This is a genomic window from Streptomyces sp. NPDC051218 (assembly GCF_044455475.1).
In the GTDB taxonomy this organism is placed as follows: Bacteria; Actinomycetota; Actinomycetes; order Streptomycetales; family Streptomycetaceae; genus Streptomyces.
In genome coordinates this window covers 1-12887 of sequence record NZ_JBITEU010000023.1, presented here as the reverse complement: position 1 = coordinate 12887, position 12887 = coordinate 1, and the positions used below count along the sequence as shown (strand labels likewise).

Genomic DNA, 12887 nt, shown 5'->3' with positions numbered 1-12887 from the left:
CGGAGGGCTCCAAGTAGGGTGAGCGAACCGTTCGTTGGCACGTCAGGAAGGGGTCACTGCACCATGGCCGAGGCAGAGGAGCAGGGGCCGGAGCAGGACGTCGCGGCGCGCAAGGAGAGGGAGAAGAACGAGCTCTACGCCCTCGACATCTCCGGTGTGGAGTGGCACAGCGCACCGGGCACCGAGGCGCACGAGGAGCGGGTCGAGATCGCCTACCTCCCCGAGGGAGCGGTGGCCATGCGGTCTTCCCTGGACCCGGACACCGTGCTGCGGTACACCGAGGCGGAATGGCGGGCGTTCGTACTCGGGGCGCGGGACGGGGAGTTCGATCTGGAGCCTTCGTCCGGGACGGGTGGGGTAAGGGCTGAATAGGGCGGCCCCCGTCGCCGCGGTGTCACACTAAGCCGGGGCCCCGCCGGACTCCGCACTCCCCGAGGGCCCGTGGCCCGTCGGGAATCCGCCCAGGCGGTCGGCCGCCAAGGCGAGCCACCCGCTTGCCGAGTACGGCTCCGGCGGATCTACCTCCATGCCGAGCTCGGCCACGGCCAGAACGTAGTCGGTCTCATCGAGGTCGAGCGCAAGCAGTTCGTGCAGCTCGCCGACGAGTCGGGAGGTGAGCTGTGGTTCGGTGGTCTCGGCGTAGTCGCGAAGTGCCGCGTCGTGGTCGGAGAACTCTTCCGGCATGTCCTGGGAGAACCAGCCGCCGAGGAGCTGTGCGAGTTCGGGGAAGCGGGCGTGCCACTCCCAGTGTGTGGCAGGCGTGCCCGGGGGCGGAACCTCCCCGGCCTCGACGCTGTGCTTGATGTGATCGGCCAGCAGTAGCAGCCAGGCCTGGATCTCGGACTCGGCCAGTCCCACGTCGGGGATGGGATAGAACTCTCCGAGCCGAAGCCGAAGGCGTCCGGGTGGGTTACGGGCGTACTCCCGCAGTTGCTGTTCAGCGACCGCGAGCGCGGTGGGACGTGTGTGCCATGTGTGGCGCAGATAGGAGAGCAGCGCGGCGCTCGGCTTGTCATCCACATCGTCCGCGCGCTGCCCGAGGTAGGCACGAATTACCTGGTCCAACTCGCCGTAGCGGTGGTCATGTTCTAGCGGTTTCATGGGCACGGCTGCTGGCCCTCTCGGGTAGTGCGGAGGCTAGAGGTAGATCGGGAACGTGGCGTGGACGACGAAACCATGCGAGCTCGAGCTGTCCCGCTTGAGGACCACGCGGGCGGCGCGCGTATCGACGGGGTCACGTCCGGCGAGCATCATCGCCTGCAACAGCACGCGTCCGACAGGCTCGGACCGCGACGGCCAGGCAGCCTCGATGGTGAGGCGCTGCCGGGTGGCCTGGGCGAGCCAGCGGTGGATGAGCTGTTCGTTGCGGGTGACGACCTGCTGGGTGGCCCATTGGGCGGTTTCGCGGTCGGGGTAGGTAGCGGAGCTGGTAAGCATGGTGATCCTAGGCAGGCACGGAGTGGTGTTCTGACATGTGTCGTGTGAATTCTCGCGCGATCCAGGTGAACCACTCCGCCCACGTAGTTCCCGTGACGGACGCTATGGGGACCTTGTGATCAAAAGCTTCCACCATGAGACGCTCCGAGGGATAGGCTGCCAACGCCCGATACGCCTCGCCGACAAACTGGGGAAGAACCCACGAGCAGTTGGGGTGACACTCGTCGATATAGTTCGAGATGATACTCGCGACGTCTTCACCATCTGATTCTTCGAGAAACGCTTCCGAGAATCCGATCAAATTGGGAAAGTTCCCACGGATTTCGACTTCACTCTCGGGGATATTTGCTGATAGATTGAAAGCCCTCCAATCTCCCGCCTCAATGTATTCGCAGCAGGCTTCGAGGATGACGCGAACGCCGAATCGTCCACTGATATCCGCAGGAATTCTCGAGGTCAGGACGGGGAGTGCGGGGTGCCCCTCCTCGAAGGAGAGGATCCTGCGCAGAGATTCGCCGGTCTCCTCGGGCTGCCGCGCCGTGAGAGCGGGCATGAGCTGCTGCCGCCTGCAGTAGTGCATCAGGCTCCGCGACAAGGCTATCGACAGATCATCTCCCCGCTCGACACCGGCCACCGCCTGCCAGTCCAGCTCCCCGAGCATCAATGCGGCTCCTCGGTGCTGTTGCCACCATTCCACGGACGTCTTGTGCACGGCCTCGGGGTCTTTCATGGGAGTTGCCTGGACTCTCTTCAGGATGTTGGGTACGAAGTGTAGACAATGAAGGGTGGGCGGAGCGATCCGTCCCATCGGAGCACGGTCTTCACCTTCGTAACTTCGCGCACCGGAGCATTCTCCCCCTGGGTCAAATAATCAGCCTTCGACACAGTCCTTCCCGTCGTATCACCAGTTTCGTAGACAGGAAGGCCCAGTGTCCTGTTACCAGGATTCGGGTCCGGCTGGCTCGCCAACCATGCATTAATTTCGGCACTATTCACATTGATGCTCTGTTGAGTGAATTTCTGCGCACCCTCGAGGGTCATGAAAGAAGAGGACGAGCCAGGGAAAGGTTTACCGTTCGGCTTCACGTCATCTCGGAAGCGCTGAAGTAGTTGATCATCCGACTTCCCTACATGCTTCTCAATGATGTGACTGTTTCCGATTCCTTCCTGGCCTGCCAAGTCAATCTCAAACCTGCCGTTCTGTGCGTCCGCAGGGTCAGTCCACTTGTGCTCTTTCCTGAAGTCATTGAGCGATCGAGCTCCGAACGCTTCTGCCCGTGCTTCTTCAGCTGCGAAATCAGGAACACTCAGGTATGCCTCGTCAAGCGCTCCCTTAAGTTCAGATACGTTGTCCGCCAGCGTGTGAGCCGTCTGGTTGTACGCGTCGACAGCATGGTTCAAACGGCCCGAATCTATGTGGGCGATGAATTCGAGGGCATACTCAGCGGGCCCTCCGGCAAGTTCCAGCAGGTCACGGAATCCCTTGATCTCAAAGGTCTTCTTCGCCGCGTCGCAGTAGACGTCCGTGATCGTGGATCTGACCTTCACGACCGCTGCGCTGAGCTTGTCGCAGGCCGCACCGACCTCGCGTGCGGTGTCACAGAGCACATCCAGTGCCGGCCTCTGGCCGTCCCTGTGGTTCCACTTACGGCCGAACGACTCCTTGCCCCAGGCGGTGGTCCCCCAGATGCTGCTGCAGAAGGTCTGCATCGCTTCCTGCCACTCACTATGCGCGGGCGCGGAGTTGGTGAGGTAGGCGATGGCATCGTCGAAGCCATCTGCGGCTCGCTTGGCATCCTTGGCCGCCGTCCGCCACGCCTCTGCGATCTTCGGCAGATCGATGTCGTCGCCGCCAGGCGTGATGTCGGCGACCTTTCCGTGTCGCAGGGCGTGCTTCAGGACAGGACGCAGAACCTCACTGCCGACCCATGAGAACGCGCCGCCCACTCCATCGATGATCACGTTGCCGAAGCGGGACTCGTCGGGCGCATCTCCACCGCCCCACCCTAGTTCCGCCGCCGGACCATACGGATGGGAGCTGCGGATCACGTCAGGGAGCTGCTGTTTTGCCGGAACCGGTGTCGGCGTCGGGTGCGCCGCATGCTCGGCCGCCGCGTAGTTGTTGGCCGTGACCGTAAGACCCACCGCAGCGCCACCCACTCCTACCGCGGCTTTCACCCAGACCTCTAGAAAGCGGGCGGCAACCTTCGCGTACGCCGCGGCGAAAGCCTCGGGACCGCTGCCACAACCGGCTGCGCGGGCATACTCGTCCAACGTATCGACCAGGCTCTTCGAGTCGTCCTTGAAATCGTAGTGACCGTTGCGGAGCCGGAAGGCCGCATAGTGGACATGCTGCGGCTGGATGTCGAAACCAACACTGTTCCCCGGAGGGGCCGGCTTCATGCCCTTCAGTTCTTCGACGCGTCGTCGGCGGGCGGAGCCCGTGTCCTGGCGTGAAATGTCTTTGCCCTGCGGGTCTTTGAGACCACCTGGCGAGGGCTCCGGAGTCGGGCTGGCCCCACCGGCAGATGGAGCGGAGGAACTACCTCCCGACGGAGCGGGGGGAGTCTCCGACGGCGACGGGGCAGGAGTGGACATCAGACCGCGCCCCAGCCTCGCAGGACCGCCTTGTGCGCCGTCGCGTAGTTGACGTGGCCGTTGACCACGATGTCGTGCAACCAGGCCTGGGCGGCTTCAAGGTCCTGTGCCGATTTGTCCCACTCGTCGAGCTTGTCGATGAACGCTTCGCGTGTCTCGCCCTCCCAGGACAGAACTACCTTCTCCACCCTCGGATAGAGCGCGTCCAGCTTCTCGTTGAGCTTCCTGAGGATGTCTTCAAGGTCCCCGGACAAGCTCTGTAGCGTGGCGAATGTGACGGCTATTCGGTCGTCATCACCTTGCACGTGTCCCCCTGGCGTCGCGCGTCTCTAGATGGTCAGAAGTCATGGATGCGGCTGCGTTGGGGCGCGGCCGGATCTGGGTTCGGTGTGGACAATTCGCGGGCTTCGGCCTCGACATCCACGGACACCTGGATCGCCCGGAAATGCTGGAGAGTGTCCAGCTCCCGCTGAGTGAAACCGTCCCTGCTCAGCCGTACGGCCTGTTCGATCAGCTTCATCACTTCGCGGATGCGGACCGCGTCCTCAGCCGCCTCGCGGTGAAACTTCCGATAGGTCTTGGCTGCGGCGCCATACCAGCCGCCTTCGATGGAGTCGACGATCGCGTCCATACGACGGACCTGCTTGTCCAAGTGATCCTGCATGTCATCGAGATCGTCGGCCAGCTTGGTCAATTCGGCATCGGAGGCGGCAAGATTTCTACCCTCCATCACACTCCAGTCCGGAGCTCCCACCTCGTGGGCCACCTGGCTCGACCATCAGGGCGTGCCACAACACTTCACACAACGCCGGGGTGAGCACCTCCCGTGCGTGCCCACCCCGGACCTGCCTGTTGTTCAAGATCACTGGAAGTAGCTGGCGCCCTTCAGGTCACCGCCCCGGTAGTCACCGCCGGCCTGGCCGACCTTCTGGCCGATCTCGACGAGAGCACGGTGGATGGCCTCGACGTTCTTGTCCCACTCCTTCTGCTGCAGGACGTACGCCTCGTGGGCCTTGCCTTCCCACCCCTCGGCCACCTTCGCCACCGCACGCTTGATGTCCGCGAGGTCGGCTTCCAACTGCTTCGCCTGGTTGCCGAGTTCGGTCGTGATGGCGTCAAGGCCGCCGTACTTTACTGCCATCTCGCCGTAGTGAACGTTTACCATGCCTACCCCGTCTTTCAGTCATTCGGGAACGCGTCCCTGAGGAACTCGGTGCTCAGTAGCTGTTGATGGCCGACTGCTTACCGCCGTACTGAACGTCGATGCTGTCCATCGTCGATCGGACCTGGTCCTCAAGTCCCTCCGTGAGCCTCTCGTTGCCGCTGATGCCGTCCAGGAAATCCACCAGGATTCGCCCGATCGCTTGCATACGGTCGTTGATCTCGGTCTGCTTCTTGTCGAACGCATGAGCTCCGACTCCTCGCCAGTTCACCTCCATCGTGTCGAGGGTGCCCTGGAGGCGCTTGACCTGCTGCTGGACCGAGTCGTACTTCCCCACGATCTCTTTCTTCAGCAGAGCCACTTGCTCGTTGTTCAACTTCTGGCCTTCAGCCACGGCTGGGCCCCCTTCTTGGACGGTTGTTGGTACGGGTCGAGTGATGCCGTATCGCGTTCAGGCTCTGCGCCGGGCACGCATCGCGGCGTAGACGCCGCCACCGATTGCCGCGGCTGCGGCGATGGAGCCGAGGATCAACCACATCTGGCCTTTGCTGTCACCAGACTTGGCGCTCGAAGCCGCCGCTGGGGCCCCGGCGTCGGCGGGGCTCTTCGCGGGTTGCGACGGAGACGGTGCGGGGGCAGACGGGGAGGCCTCCTTACCGGGCCCGGAACCGGGTGTCTTCTCGTTGGTGAGGGGGTCAACGTCCGCGGGACCCGGGTCGCCCTTCCCCTCCAGCAAGTTGGGAGCCGGCCGGATGAGTCCGTAGCCGAGGTAGACACTCGGATCGTCCTTCGGCCAGTCGCGGCCTGCCGTGTCGAGGAGGACGCGTAGGACTTGGTTGGCCGTCCAGTTGGGGTGCTTGGACCAGATCAGGGCGGCGGATGCGGAGGCGATGGCAGTGGCCGCACTGGTTCCGTCTCCGTCGTCGCAGTACGAACGGAAGGTCTCATCGCACCATGCGGGGAGACCTAGGCCCGGTGCCGCCAAATCCACGTAGTCCCCGCGTTCAGAGAACTTAGCGACCTTGCCGGACTTGTCCGCAGCGGAGACTCCCGTGACAGACGGGTATGCGGCGGGATACCCGATGAAGTTCTTCTTCTCTCTGTTATTTCCGACGCTGGCAAACATCAACTTGCCCTTCGAGGCCGCGTACTTCACCGCTTCCTTCTGATCCGGATACATGTAGTCAGAACCGAAGGACATGCTGATGATCTGGGCGTCACTGTCGGCCGCGGCTCGAATGGCTTCGGCACTCCGACTGCCCTCCTTCTTGAACTGATCGCCCAGATTGGTACGGAAGGACACGACTACCGCTCCGGGCGCCAAACCCTTGATCCCCCCACCTCGGCCGGATCCCGCGATCAGCTCCGCCATCGTGGTTCCATGCCTGTCATAGTCATCCATCGATCCACCAGGTAGATCCGTCACGTCCTTGCCCGGCTGCACGCGGCCTTCGAGGGAAGGAGTCTCCGAGACGCCAGTGTCGACAACCGCGACTTTGATTCCCTTGCCAGTGCTGACTTTCCACAGGTCATCGGCGCCCATGGCATCCAAGTGCCACTGTTTGGACTGAACATCGTCGGCAACAGCACTCGGAGCCAACCCGACTGACACGAGGGTCAACACACCGACTGTCGAGCCCACGAGGCCGACAAATCTCCGCGCTGACCCCGAAAACGGCTCAACCCATTCGCCATGTTGGCCGCATTTTGGCTCCATGCCCTGCACGTCCTCGCTCGCGATCAGTCGCTTACCCGCGGCACTTGCCGCCGGCCACTAGGCAGATGTGTTTCCTCGTCCTCAACCAGGTGCCCCGGTCGCTGCGTGCCCTCTTCCTCATCAGGACGTTGCCTGTTGCCTCCAGAGCCACGCACCAAGCCTGTTCCACCGGTGGTGAACCCGTCACCGCGACCCCCGCGGGCGGGCATACGCCTCCTGGGGGTCCCGACAACACCATCAGCATTGCTAGCGGATCGGCGAGGCAACTGCCCCCCATTAGCCGGGAGCTGAGGTGTCGCTCCCACTACCCCGCGCTGGTTTCCGCCTCCACTTGTGGTTCTTGAACCACCAGTGCCCTCAGCGCCAATGACCGGGCCGCGCGACACCCGAGAACTGCTGGGGCCCGGCACCGGACCAGGGGCAGGCCGCCCCCCAACAACGCCATTGGCCCGGCCCGCACCAGTCCCGGGAATGCCAGAACGTGGGCCCATCACATCGCTGGGTCGTGGCGTTCCTCCGGTTACAGCACGCCCCATTGGGGGCTGCCCACTAGCCGCCGGACCACTGACGTTCCTTCCTTGGGCTGTCTGTCCTGCACGCCCAATCGGACCCAAAGGAGCACGTTCAGGGCCCGCAGTTGGCCCTACCGGGCCCATGGTTCGCGCCTGAGCGGGGAGCGAAGTCTTCGGACCTACTGCAGGAACTGCGGTGCGAGTCACAGGGCCGCTGATCGCAGGGTTCCGGGGGCCACCCACGAAGGGAGGGGCAGGCTCTCCACCAATACCCGTTGGACCAGGACCCGGAGGCTGCGAACCGGGTGCCGGACTGACGGTTTGTGGCGGCAAAGTACCGACGCTGTCAATCTCCGTACCAACAGGCCGGTCCGGGATGCCGATCGAGCCCGGAGCGGTGATCGGGCCACGTTCGGCGATCCGGGGCGGCGAAGAGTCGTCCGAAGGAGCGTGGCCTGCCGTCGCAGTGTCGACGGAGCCAGGTGACACTCCCTGAGTGCCGGCGGGAACCGTAGGGGAACTCGCCGCGCCGCGGCCCCCACCACCGATGCCATCACCCCTGTCCGTTGGCATCGGTACCCCCACATTCGGCATAGCCGAAAACGTAGGCGGCTCCTGCCCAGCCATCGAGTGCTGCGACACCTGGTAGAACGACGACAACCGGTTCATTTGGTTGATCGCCTCTTGGCGATGGTTCTCCGCCTTGGCCGCGGCGTCGAACTCCGGATTGCCGTCCACCCGCTTGGGGGTGGGGATGTCCTCGACCATCTTCGGATCGGCGCGCTGGTCCCGGGGCGGCATCGAACTGCGGACGGACGCCAGGCCCGCAGCTGCGGATGCGATCTGAACGCTGGCAGTGTCAGAAAAGGCAGAGAGGCTGTGCGTGTCCTTGACGAGGTTCTTGCCCCACTTGCGGAACGCCTCTCCCGCCTCGCCTTCCCAGTCGACTCGATCGATGTGCTCGCCAAGCTCCTTGGCAGCCGCAGCAATTGCGTTGCGCGCCTTCTTGAGCGCCTCCCCCGCGCTCTCCAACTCGGCGGGATTGGCCTGTTCGACCAGGTCGATCATGTCGTTGAGGCGGTGACCTTCGAAGCTCACAGACGCCACCCGGAGTCAGAGCCGTCGTCTGTATTGCTGCGGGGCGAGTCGGGCATGCCGTCCTTCTCGCGCTGAGCGGCAGCCGCATCACGGTCGACCCTGGTCTGAATCGCCCAGAAGCGCTGCCTCAGGTCCTCATCAAGGTTGTCGAACCCGACGTCCGCACCGTGCACCGCGATGCTCATGGCATCGATCTGGTCACCGAGCATCTTGGAGAGCGAGGTCAGCCGCTCGTGAACTTGGTTGTACTGCGAGTACAGGCCATCGGCTGCCGGAAACGCACTGCCCCCGCCGCTGAAGGAGCCTCGGGAGAGTTTGTATCCCCCGACCTCGCTGGAACCGCCCGCCGAACCCTGGAACTCCGTGAGCAGCGCGTTGACGCGCCGACGAAACGTCTTCAGCGCCTCCAAACCACGCCTGAGGTCGGCGTCCGATGACGGCGCCGTACCCCCGCGCCCATCTGTAGCAAGCACGATGCCTACCCTCCCCGTTACCTGCCTGCCCGGCCGTCTCACGACCGCGGTGGCTAGGTGGTCACTTATCGCGCCCGCGTCACTCTAGTCACACTCAGCGTGACAGCCAACTGAACTTTGCATTCGGCCAGTTGCGAATCGGCCACTGAACGAAGCGCCAGGTCGACCCCAAATCAACTCACAAGGCACGAGTCGGCACCGACGCAGCCTCTACCGGCCAACAGGACTGCGACGCCACGCACAACACCCCCATCAGGCAAGCGCGTTGTTAGGTTGAGTCGAGACGTTGTCATCCGTCTGGGGTGGCCGGGCTTACGGGGGAAGGATGTGCCCATGGCGTGGGATGAGTGGGAGCAGCTGAAGTCGCAGGCGGCGGAGCGCCAGTCGGCGCACATGCAACTCAATCAGACGGATCCCGGAATGGGTGGCGGCCCCACCGCAGAGCCCGGCTCCTACGGTGACCTCCAGGTCAGCGAAGCCGGGCTCGCGAAGATCGGTGAACACGCACACGGCCTCTTTGAGCGGCTCTGGGATCAGGCCCGATTGGCAGTACCGAGCACAGACAAGGCCGCGGGCAACCTGACGACACAGGGCTTCGCGCTGGGCGGGGCCCTACAGCACGTGGCCACCCGTTGGGATGAACAACTCAAGTCTCTGCGTGACGCATGTGGGCACATCTCCAACCACATGCGAGTCACCAAGAAGCTGCATGCCGGCGACGAGGACTACATCCACCGCCAGATGAGCAGTATCGACGCACTCGATGCGGGCTTCAACGAGCGGGTGGGTAAACCCGGTGACCCGAACCCGGTGTACGGAGAGCCGCGCAAGAAGAAGGACGACTGATGGATCTCGAAGCGCTCCGCACCGCCAACTTCTCGCTGCTCGACGACGCCGTCTCTGACTGGACGAAGATGGTCGACAACCTCGACCGCTTGGAGGAGTCGGCCCGCAAGGGGCTCAAGTCCGCAGCCAGCAAGGCCAACTGGGCAGGGGTGAATGCCACCGTGTCCAAGGAATTCATCGGCAAGACGGCTGAGGAGTTCAATGACGCTCACCTTCAGGCGAAGTCCATCCGCGGCATCCTCAGAGACACTCGAGACGAGCTCAAGGACTATCAGCGAAAGCTGAAGACAGCCATCGAGAACGGTCTGGACAAGAACCTGAAGGTCATCGCGTCCGGCAACGGTTTCACCGTCAAGGCGGACGGTCACTCCGACGGCACCGCCAAGGGGGCGTCGGCTGCCGAGCCCAGTGAGGGTGATGTTACAGCCTTGCGAGACGAGATCCAGGAGATCTTGAACAAGGCGACCGAAAGCGACAGTACGGCCAGCACGGTCCTGCTGGCCATCGCGGATCAGAGTGCCGTCGGATTCTCCGGGGTCGATTACAACGACAGGGATGAAGCGGCCGATGTCATCAAGAAGGCTGATGAGCTCTCCAAGTTGGCCAAGAAGGACCCGGCAGATCTCAGCACTGCTGAATTCGACAGGCTGAATTCGGGGTTCAAGAAATTCGCGGACGACGAGCTGTTCTCACAGCGGTTCGCCACCAGTCTTGGGGCGAAGGGAACGTTGGAGTTCTGGGCCGGAATCAACGATCCGGACACAAACCCGGAGTTGAACCACGCTCGGCACGAAAAGTTCGACGACCTGCAGAAGAACCTGAGCCTCACGCTTGCCACCGCTACTCAGAGCGACGCGATCGGCATGACGGAGTGGTCCAGCAAAATGGTAGACATCGGCAACCAACCTGTCCGTGGTGGCGGCGGCCCTCTTGGGTTCCAAGTCATGAGCAACCTCATGCGCTCGGGCGACTTCGACGACCGGTTCCTCCACAGCTACGGCACAAAGCTGATGGAGACTGAGAAGGAACTCACCGGAAACGGCGAAGGCGGAGCGTGGCGGCGAACATCCTCCGACCCTCACCTCAACCGTACGGGGAGCGACACGGGGTGGGACCCGATGACTGGCTTCATGAAGGGTCTCTCCAACAATCCTGACGCAGCGACGGACTTCTTCAATGACCGGTTCATTTCGAAGAACGATGAAAATAACCCATTCAACGGCCAGAACAAGTCCAACTTTCAGTACCTTTTCGAGGAACGGGAGTGGCCCACCGATTTCGACTCCCAGGGCGAACACAGTGACACCGGTCGAAACAACCTTGCGTTGGCTCTTGAAGCTGCGACCACCGGACATCCCGCAGGCGAACTACCCACTGCCCAGATGCCGACCCACAATGCGGAACAGGCAAAGCTGACAGAGAGTATCTTTGCGTCGGTCTCGGCCGATCCAAAGCACCTTACTGACCATGGTTACATGTCTGACAGCTTTGGGCAGATCGCTTCGGAGTATCTCCCGGACATGAATCGAGCTATCATTAACGACCCGGACGGGGAAGCAAATAAACTCTTTCCCATTTCCGGCAGTGAGGCAAACCTTGATCACCGAGATGTTACCCGATTCCTATTTTCTGTCAGTCAGAACCACGAGGGATACGCAGCGGTCGAAGTAGGCCAGAAATCTTACATGGCGGACCTGATGGAATACCACCTAAACCCCGACCTGCCAACAGATCTACGCTACTCCAAGGACGACAAATTCGTAATTGAGGAAATCGCCGACAAGTCGGGCCAAGTGTCAGGAACGCTTGCCCAGGGGCGTGCTGAGGCTGTTGCAGGAGAAGCGGAGGAGAAAGACAAGGATTACGAGCGCTCCGTTGCCCAATGGAAAAATGGAATTTCGGGTGGGGTCGGAACAGGCATTGGCATTGGCACTTCCTTCATCCTCAACCCAGTTACAGGTGCGGCAGTAGGTGGGGCAGCGACGACCGTCAGCGGCGCTATCCTTGAGGACCTGTTCAAAGACGCCGAGGGGAAAGCTAAAGCTGCCGCTGGACCCGTAATGGGTGAGCATTGGGAGAGTGGAATGGACAGCAACAACAAATACACTGAGAAGGCGGCAGAACTTGCAGCAAAAGCCCACGACAGAACCGATCTTCTTGATGCCGGAAATTGGGCGCTTGCTGCGGCGGGGCGTGGGTACGACCGCTCCGGAACGAGTGTCACCGCCATGGCGTCAGATCTAAAGACAGATATTTGACATCGCACTTCAGCGATAAATAGATGCACCGCGCCTGAGCTAAGGGGGTATTCAGTCTTGAACAGCCGCCACATCAGATCTCCACGAGAGCACTGGAGGTCTGTCGCCCTCGGTGTGGCAGTCGTCAGCGTGGCAGCCATGCTGACAGGCTGCTCGGCTAGCGAAGATCAGGAGTACGCCACACCAGACTCTCTGTGTGGCGTTTCCGTAAAGTCTGACCACTTGACGCCGTTCCTGCCGCCGGGGAAGAAGGTCTCATCCCAGCAGAGTTCCCCCAACGGTGGGGCCGATCGATGTAAAATCTCCGTCGATGGCAATCCCGTGATTATCGCTGGCCAGATCTGGTGGGACGAAAGAGATAGTGTAATCAATGTGGCCAATGTGCATGCCCGGGTAGAACCAGATCACATAACAGATGATAAGAAGTATCTGTACTCGGGAACCGGGGCAGTCGGAAGGTCCGACGGATGCACCGATTCGGAGCATCCAGACCAGAATTTGTTTACAACCATCCAAGTATTTACATCTGAAGCAGACGACACGCCTGCAATGAAGTCCTTGATCAAAAAATATACAGAAGAAATTGAGGGATCCAGCGCCTGCCTCTCCGGGCAGGAAGCTTCGAAAGGATGATGGCATCTGGGTTCTTCGTGCCGGTAAGGAATCACCAATCCGCAACTGCGGCTCAAATTAAGGGTTGTCCCGTAAATGATCTCCGGGATGGCTCGGGTGCGGACGGCCGCAGACCGGGCTGGTCTCCTATCCGGCTAGGGCGAGGTTGTGCAG

At 62.0% G+C, this 12887-nt stretch carries 14 protein-coding genes; 4 read left to right on the top strand and 10 right to left on the bottom strand.

Annotation, left to right across the window (positions count from 1 at the left end; translation table 11 throughout):
• Positions 1-63: 63 nt before the first annotated feature.
• Positions 64-372: a DUF397 domain-containing protein gene (locus ACIBCK_RS38715; protein ID WP_399398001.1), complete on the top strand. Its 309-nt coding sequence runs from the start codon at positions 64-66 to the stop codon at positions 370-372.
• Positions 373-399: 27 nt separating this feature from the next.
• Here ACIBCK_RS38715 and ACIBCK_RS38710 read toward each other — a convergent pair whose 3' ends face one another.
• The 10 genes from ACIBCK_RS38710 to ACIBCK_RS38665 form a co-directional block, all read right to left on the bottom strand.
• Positions 400-1107, bottom strand: a complete 708-nt coding sequence (locus ACIBCK_RS38710) for a contact-dependent growth inhibition system immunity protein (protein WP_399397999.1) — start codon at positions 1105-1107, stop codon at positions 400-402.
• A gap of 30 nt (positions 1108-1137) precedes the next feature.
• Positions 1138-1437 carry an RNase A-like domain-containing protein gene (locus ACIBCK_RS38705; RefSeq protein WP_399397997.1) on the bottom strand — a complete coding sequence of 100 codons (300 nt, stop codon included), beginning with the start codon at positions 1435-1437 and terminating at the stop codon, positions 1138-1140.
• 7 nt (positions 1438-1444) lie between these two features.
• Positions 1445-2167: a hypothetical protein gene (locus ACIBCK_RS38700; RefSeq protein ID WP_399397996.1), complete on the bottom strand. Its 723-nt coding sequence runs from the start codon at positions 2165-2167 to the stop codon at positions 1445-1447.
• Between the two features lie 20 nt (positions 2168-2187).
• Entirely contained in the window at positions 2188-3840 is a 1653-nt protein-coding gene (locus ACIBCK_RS38695; protein WP_399397995.1) for an RNase A-like domain-containing protein, read from the bottom strand.
• A 194-nt stretch (positions 3841-4034) separates the two neighbouring features.
• On the bottom strand, positions 4035-4340 hold the full coding sequence (locus ACIBCK_RS38690; protein WP_399397994.1) for a WXG100 family type VII secretion target: 306 nt from the start codon (positions 4338-4340) through the stop codon (positions 4035-4037).
• Between the two features lie 32 nt (positions 4341-4372).
• Positions 4373-4765, bottom strand: a complete 393-nt coding sequence (locus ACIBCK_RS38685) for a WXG100 family type VII secretion target (RefSeq protein WP_399398021.1) — start codon at positions 4763-4765, stop codon at positions 4373-4375.
• Between the two features lie 132 nt (positions 4766-4897).
• Positions 4898-5176 (bottom strand): WXG100 family type VII secretion target, encoded by a 279-nt coding sequence (locus ACIBCK_RS38680; RefSeq protein WP_399397992.1) that lies wholly within the window; start codon positions 5174-5176, stop codon positions 4898-4900.
• A 76-nt stretch (positions 5177-5252) separates the two neighbouring features.
• Positions 5253-5591, bottom strand: coding sequence for a WXG100 family type VII secretion target (locus ACIBCK_RS38675; protein ID WP_399397991.1), 339 nt, complete (start codon positions 5589-5591; stop codon positions 5253-5255).
• A 57-nt stretch (positions 5592-5648) separates the two neighbouring features.
• Positions 5649-6821 carry a S8 family serine peptidase gene (locus tag ACIBCK_RS38670; RefSeq protein WP_399398019.1) on the bottom strand — a complete coding sequence of 391 codons (1173 nt, stop codon included), beginning with the start codon at positions 6819-6821 and terminating at the stop codon, positions 5649-5651.
• 1699 nt (positions 6822-8520) lie between these two features.
• A complete protein-coding gene (locus ACIBCK_RS38665; RefSeq protein ID WP_399397990.1) occupies positions 8521-8934 on the bottom strand; it encodes a hypothetical protein in 414 nt (137 codons plus the stop codon).
• Between the two features lie 396 nt (positions 8935-9330).
• Between ACIBCK_RS38665 and ACIBCK_RS38660 the strand changes: the two genes are divergently transcribed.
• The 3 genes from ACIBCK_RS38660 (at position 9331) to ACIBCK_RS38650 (ending at position 12734) form a co-directional block, all read left to right on the top strand.
• Positions 9331-9843, top strand: coding sequence for a hypothetical protein (locus ACIBCK_RS38660; protein ID WP_399397989.1), 513 nt, complete (start codon positions 9331-9333; stop codon positions 9841-9843).
• On the top strand, positions 9843-12101 hold the full coding sequence (locus tag ACIBCK_RS38655) for a hypothetical protein (RefSeq protein WP_399397988.1): 2259 nt from the start codon (positions 9843-9845) through the stop codon (positions 12099-12101). The genes ACIBCK_RS38660 and ACIBCK_RS38655 overlap by 1 nt, the downstream gene beginning before the upstream one ends.
• Before the next feature lie 129 nt (positions 12102-12230).
• Positions 12231-12734 (top strand): hypothetical protein, encoded by a 504-nt coding sequence (locus ACIBCK_RS38650; protein WP_399397987.1) that lies wholly within the window; start codon positions 12231-12233, stop codon positions 12732-12734.
• Positions 12735-12887 lie beyond the last annotated feature (153 nt).

Excerpts from the sequence above, each read along its gene's own strand:
- ACIBCK_RS38655 (WP_399397988.1), top strand. The coding sequence starts at position 9,843 with ATGGATCTCGAAGCGCTCCGCACCGCCAACTTCTCGCTGCTCGACGAC.
- ACIBCK_RS38705 (WP_399397997.1), bottom strand. The coding sequence starts at position 1,437 with ATGCTTACCAGCTCCGCTACCTACCCCGACCGCGAAACCGCCCAATGG.
- ACIBCK_RS38685 (WP_399398021.1), bottom strand. The coding sequence starts at position 4,765 with ATGGAGGGTAGAAATCTTGCCGCCTCCGATGCCGAATTGACCAAGCTG.
- ACIBCK_RS38695 (WP_399397995.1), bottom strand. The coding sequence starts at position 3,840 with ATGAAGCCGGCCCCTCCGGGGAACAGTGTTGGTTTCGACATCCAGCCG.
- ACIBCK_RS38715 (WP_399398001.1), top strand. The coding sequence starts at position 64 with ATGGCCGAGGCAGAGGAGCAGGGGCCGGAGCAGGACGTCGCGGCGCGC.
- ACIBCK_RS38680 (WP_399397992.1), bottom strand. The coding sequence starts at position 5,176 with ATGGCAGTAAAGTACGGCGGCCTTGACGCCATCACGACCGAACTCGGC.
- ACIBCK_RS38700 (WP_399397996.1), bottom strand. The coding sequence starts at position 2,167 with ATGAAAGACCCCGAGGCCGTGCACAAGACGTCCGTGGAATGGTGGCAA.
- ACIBCK_RS38660 (WP_399397989.1), top strand. The coding sequence starts at position 9,331 with ATGGCGTGGGATGAGTGGGAGCAGCTGAAGTCGCAGGCGGCGGAGCGC.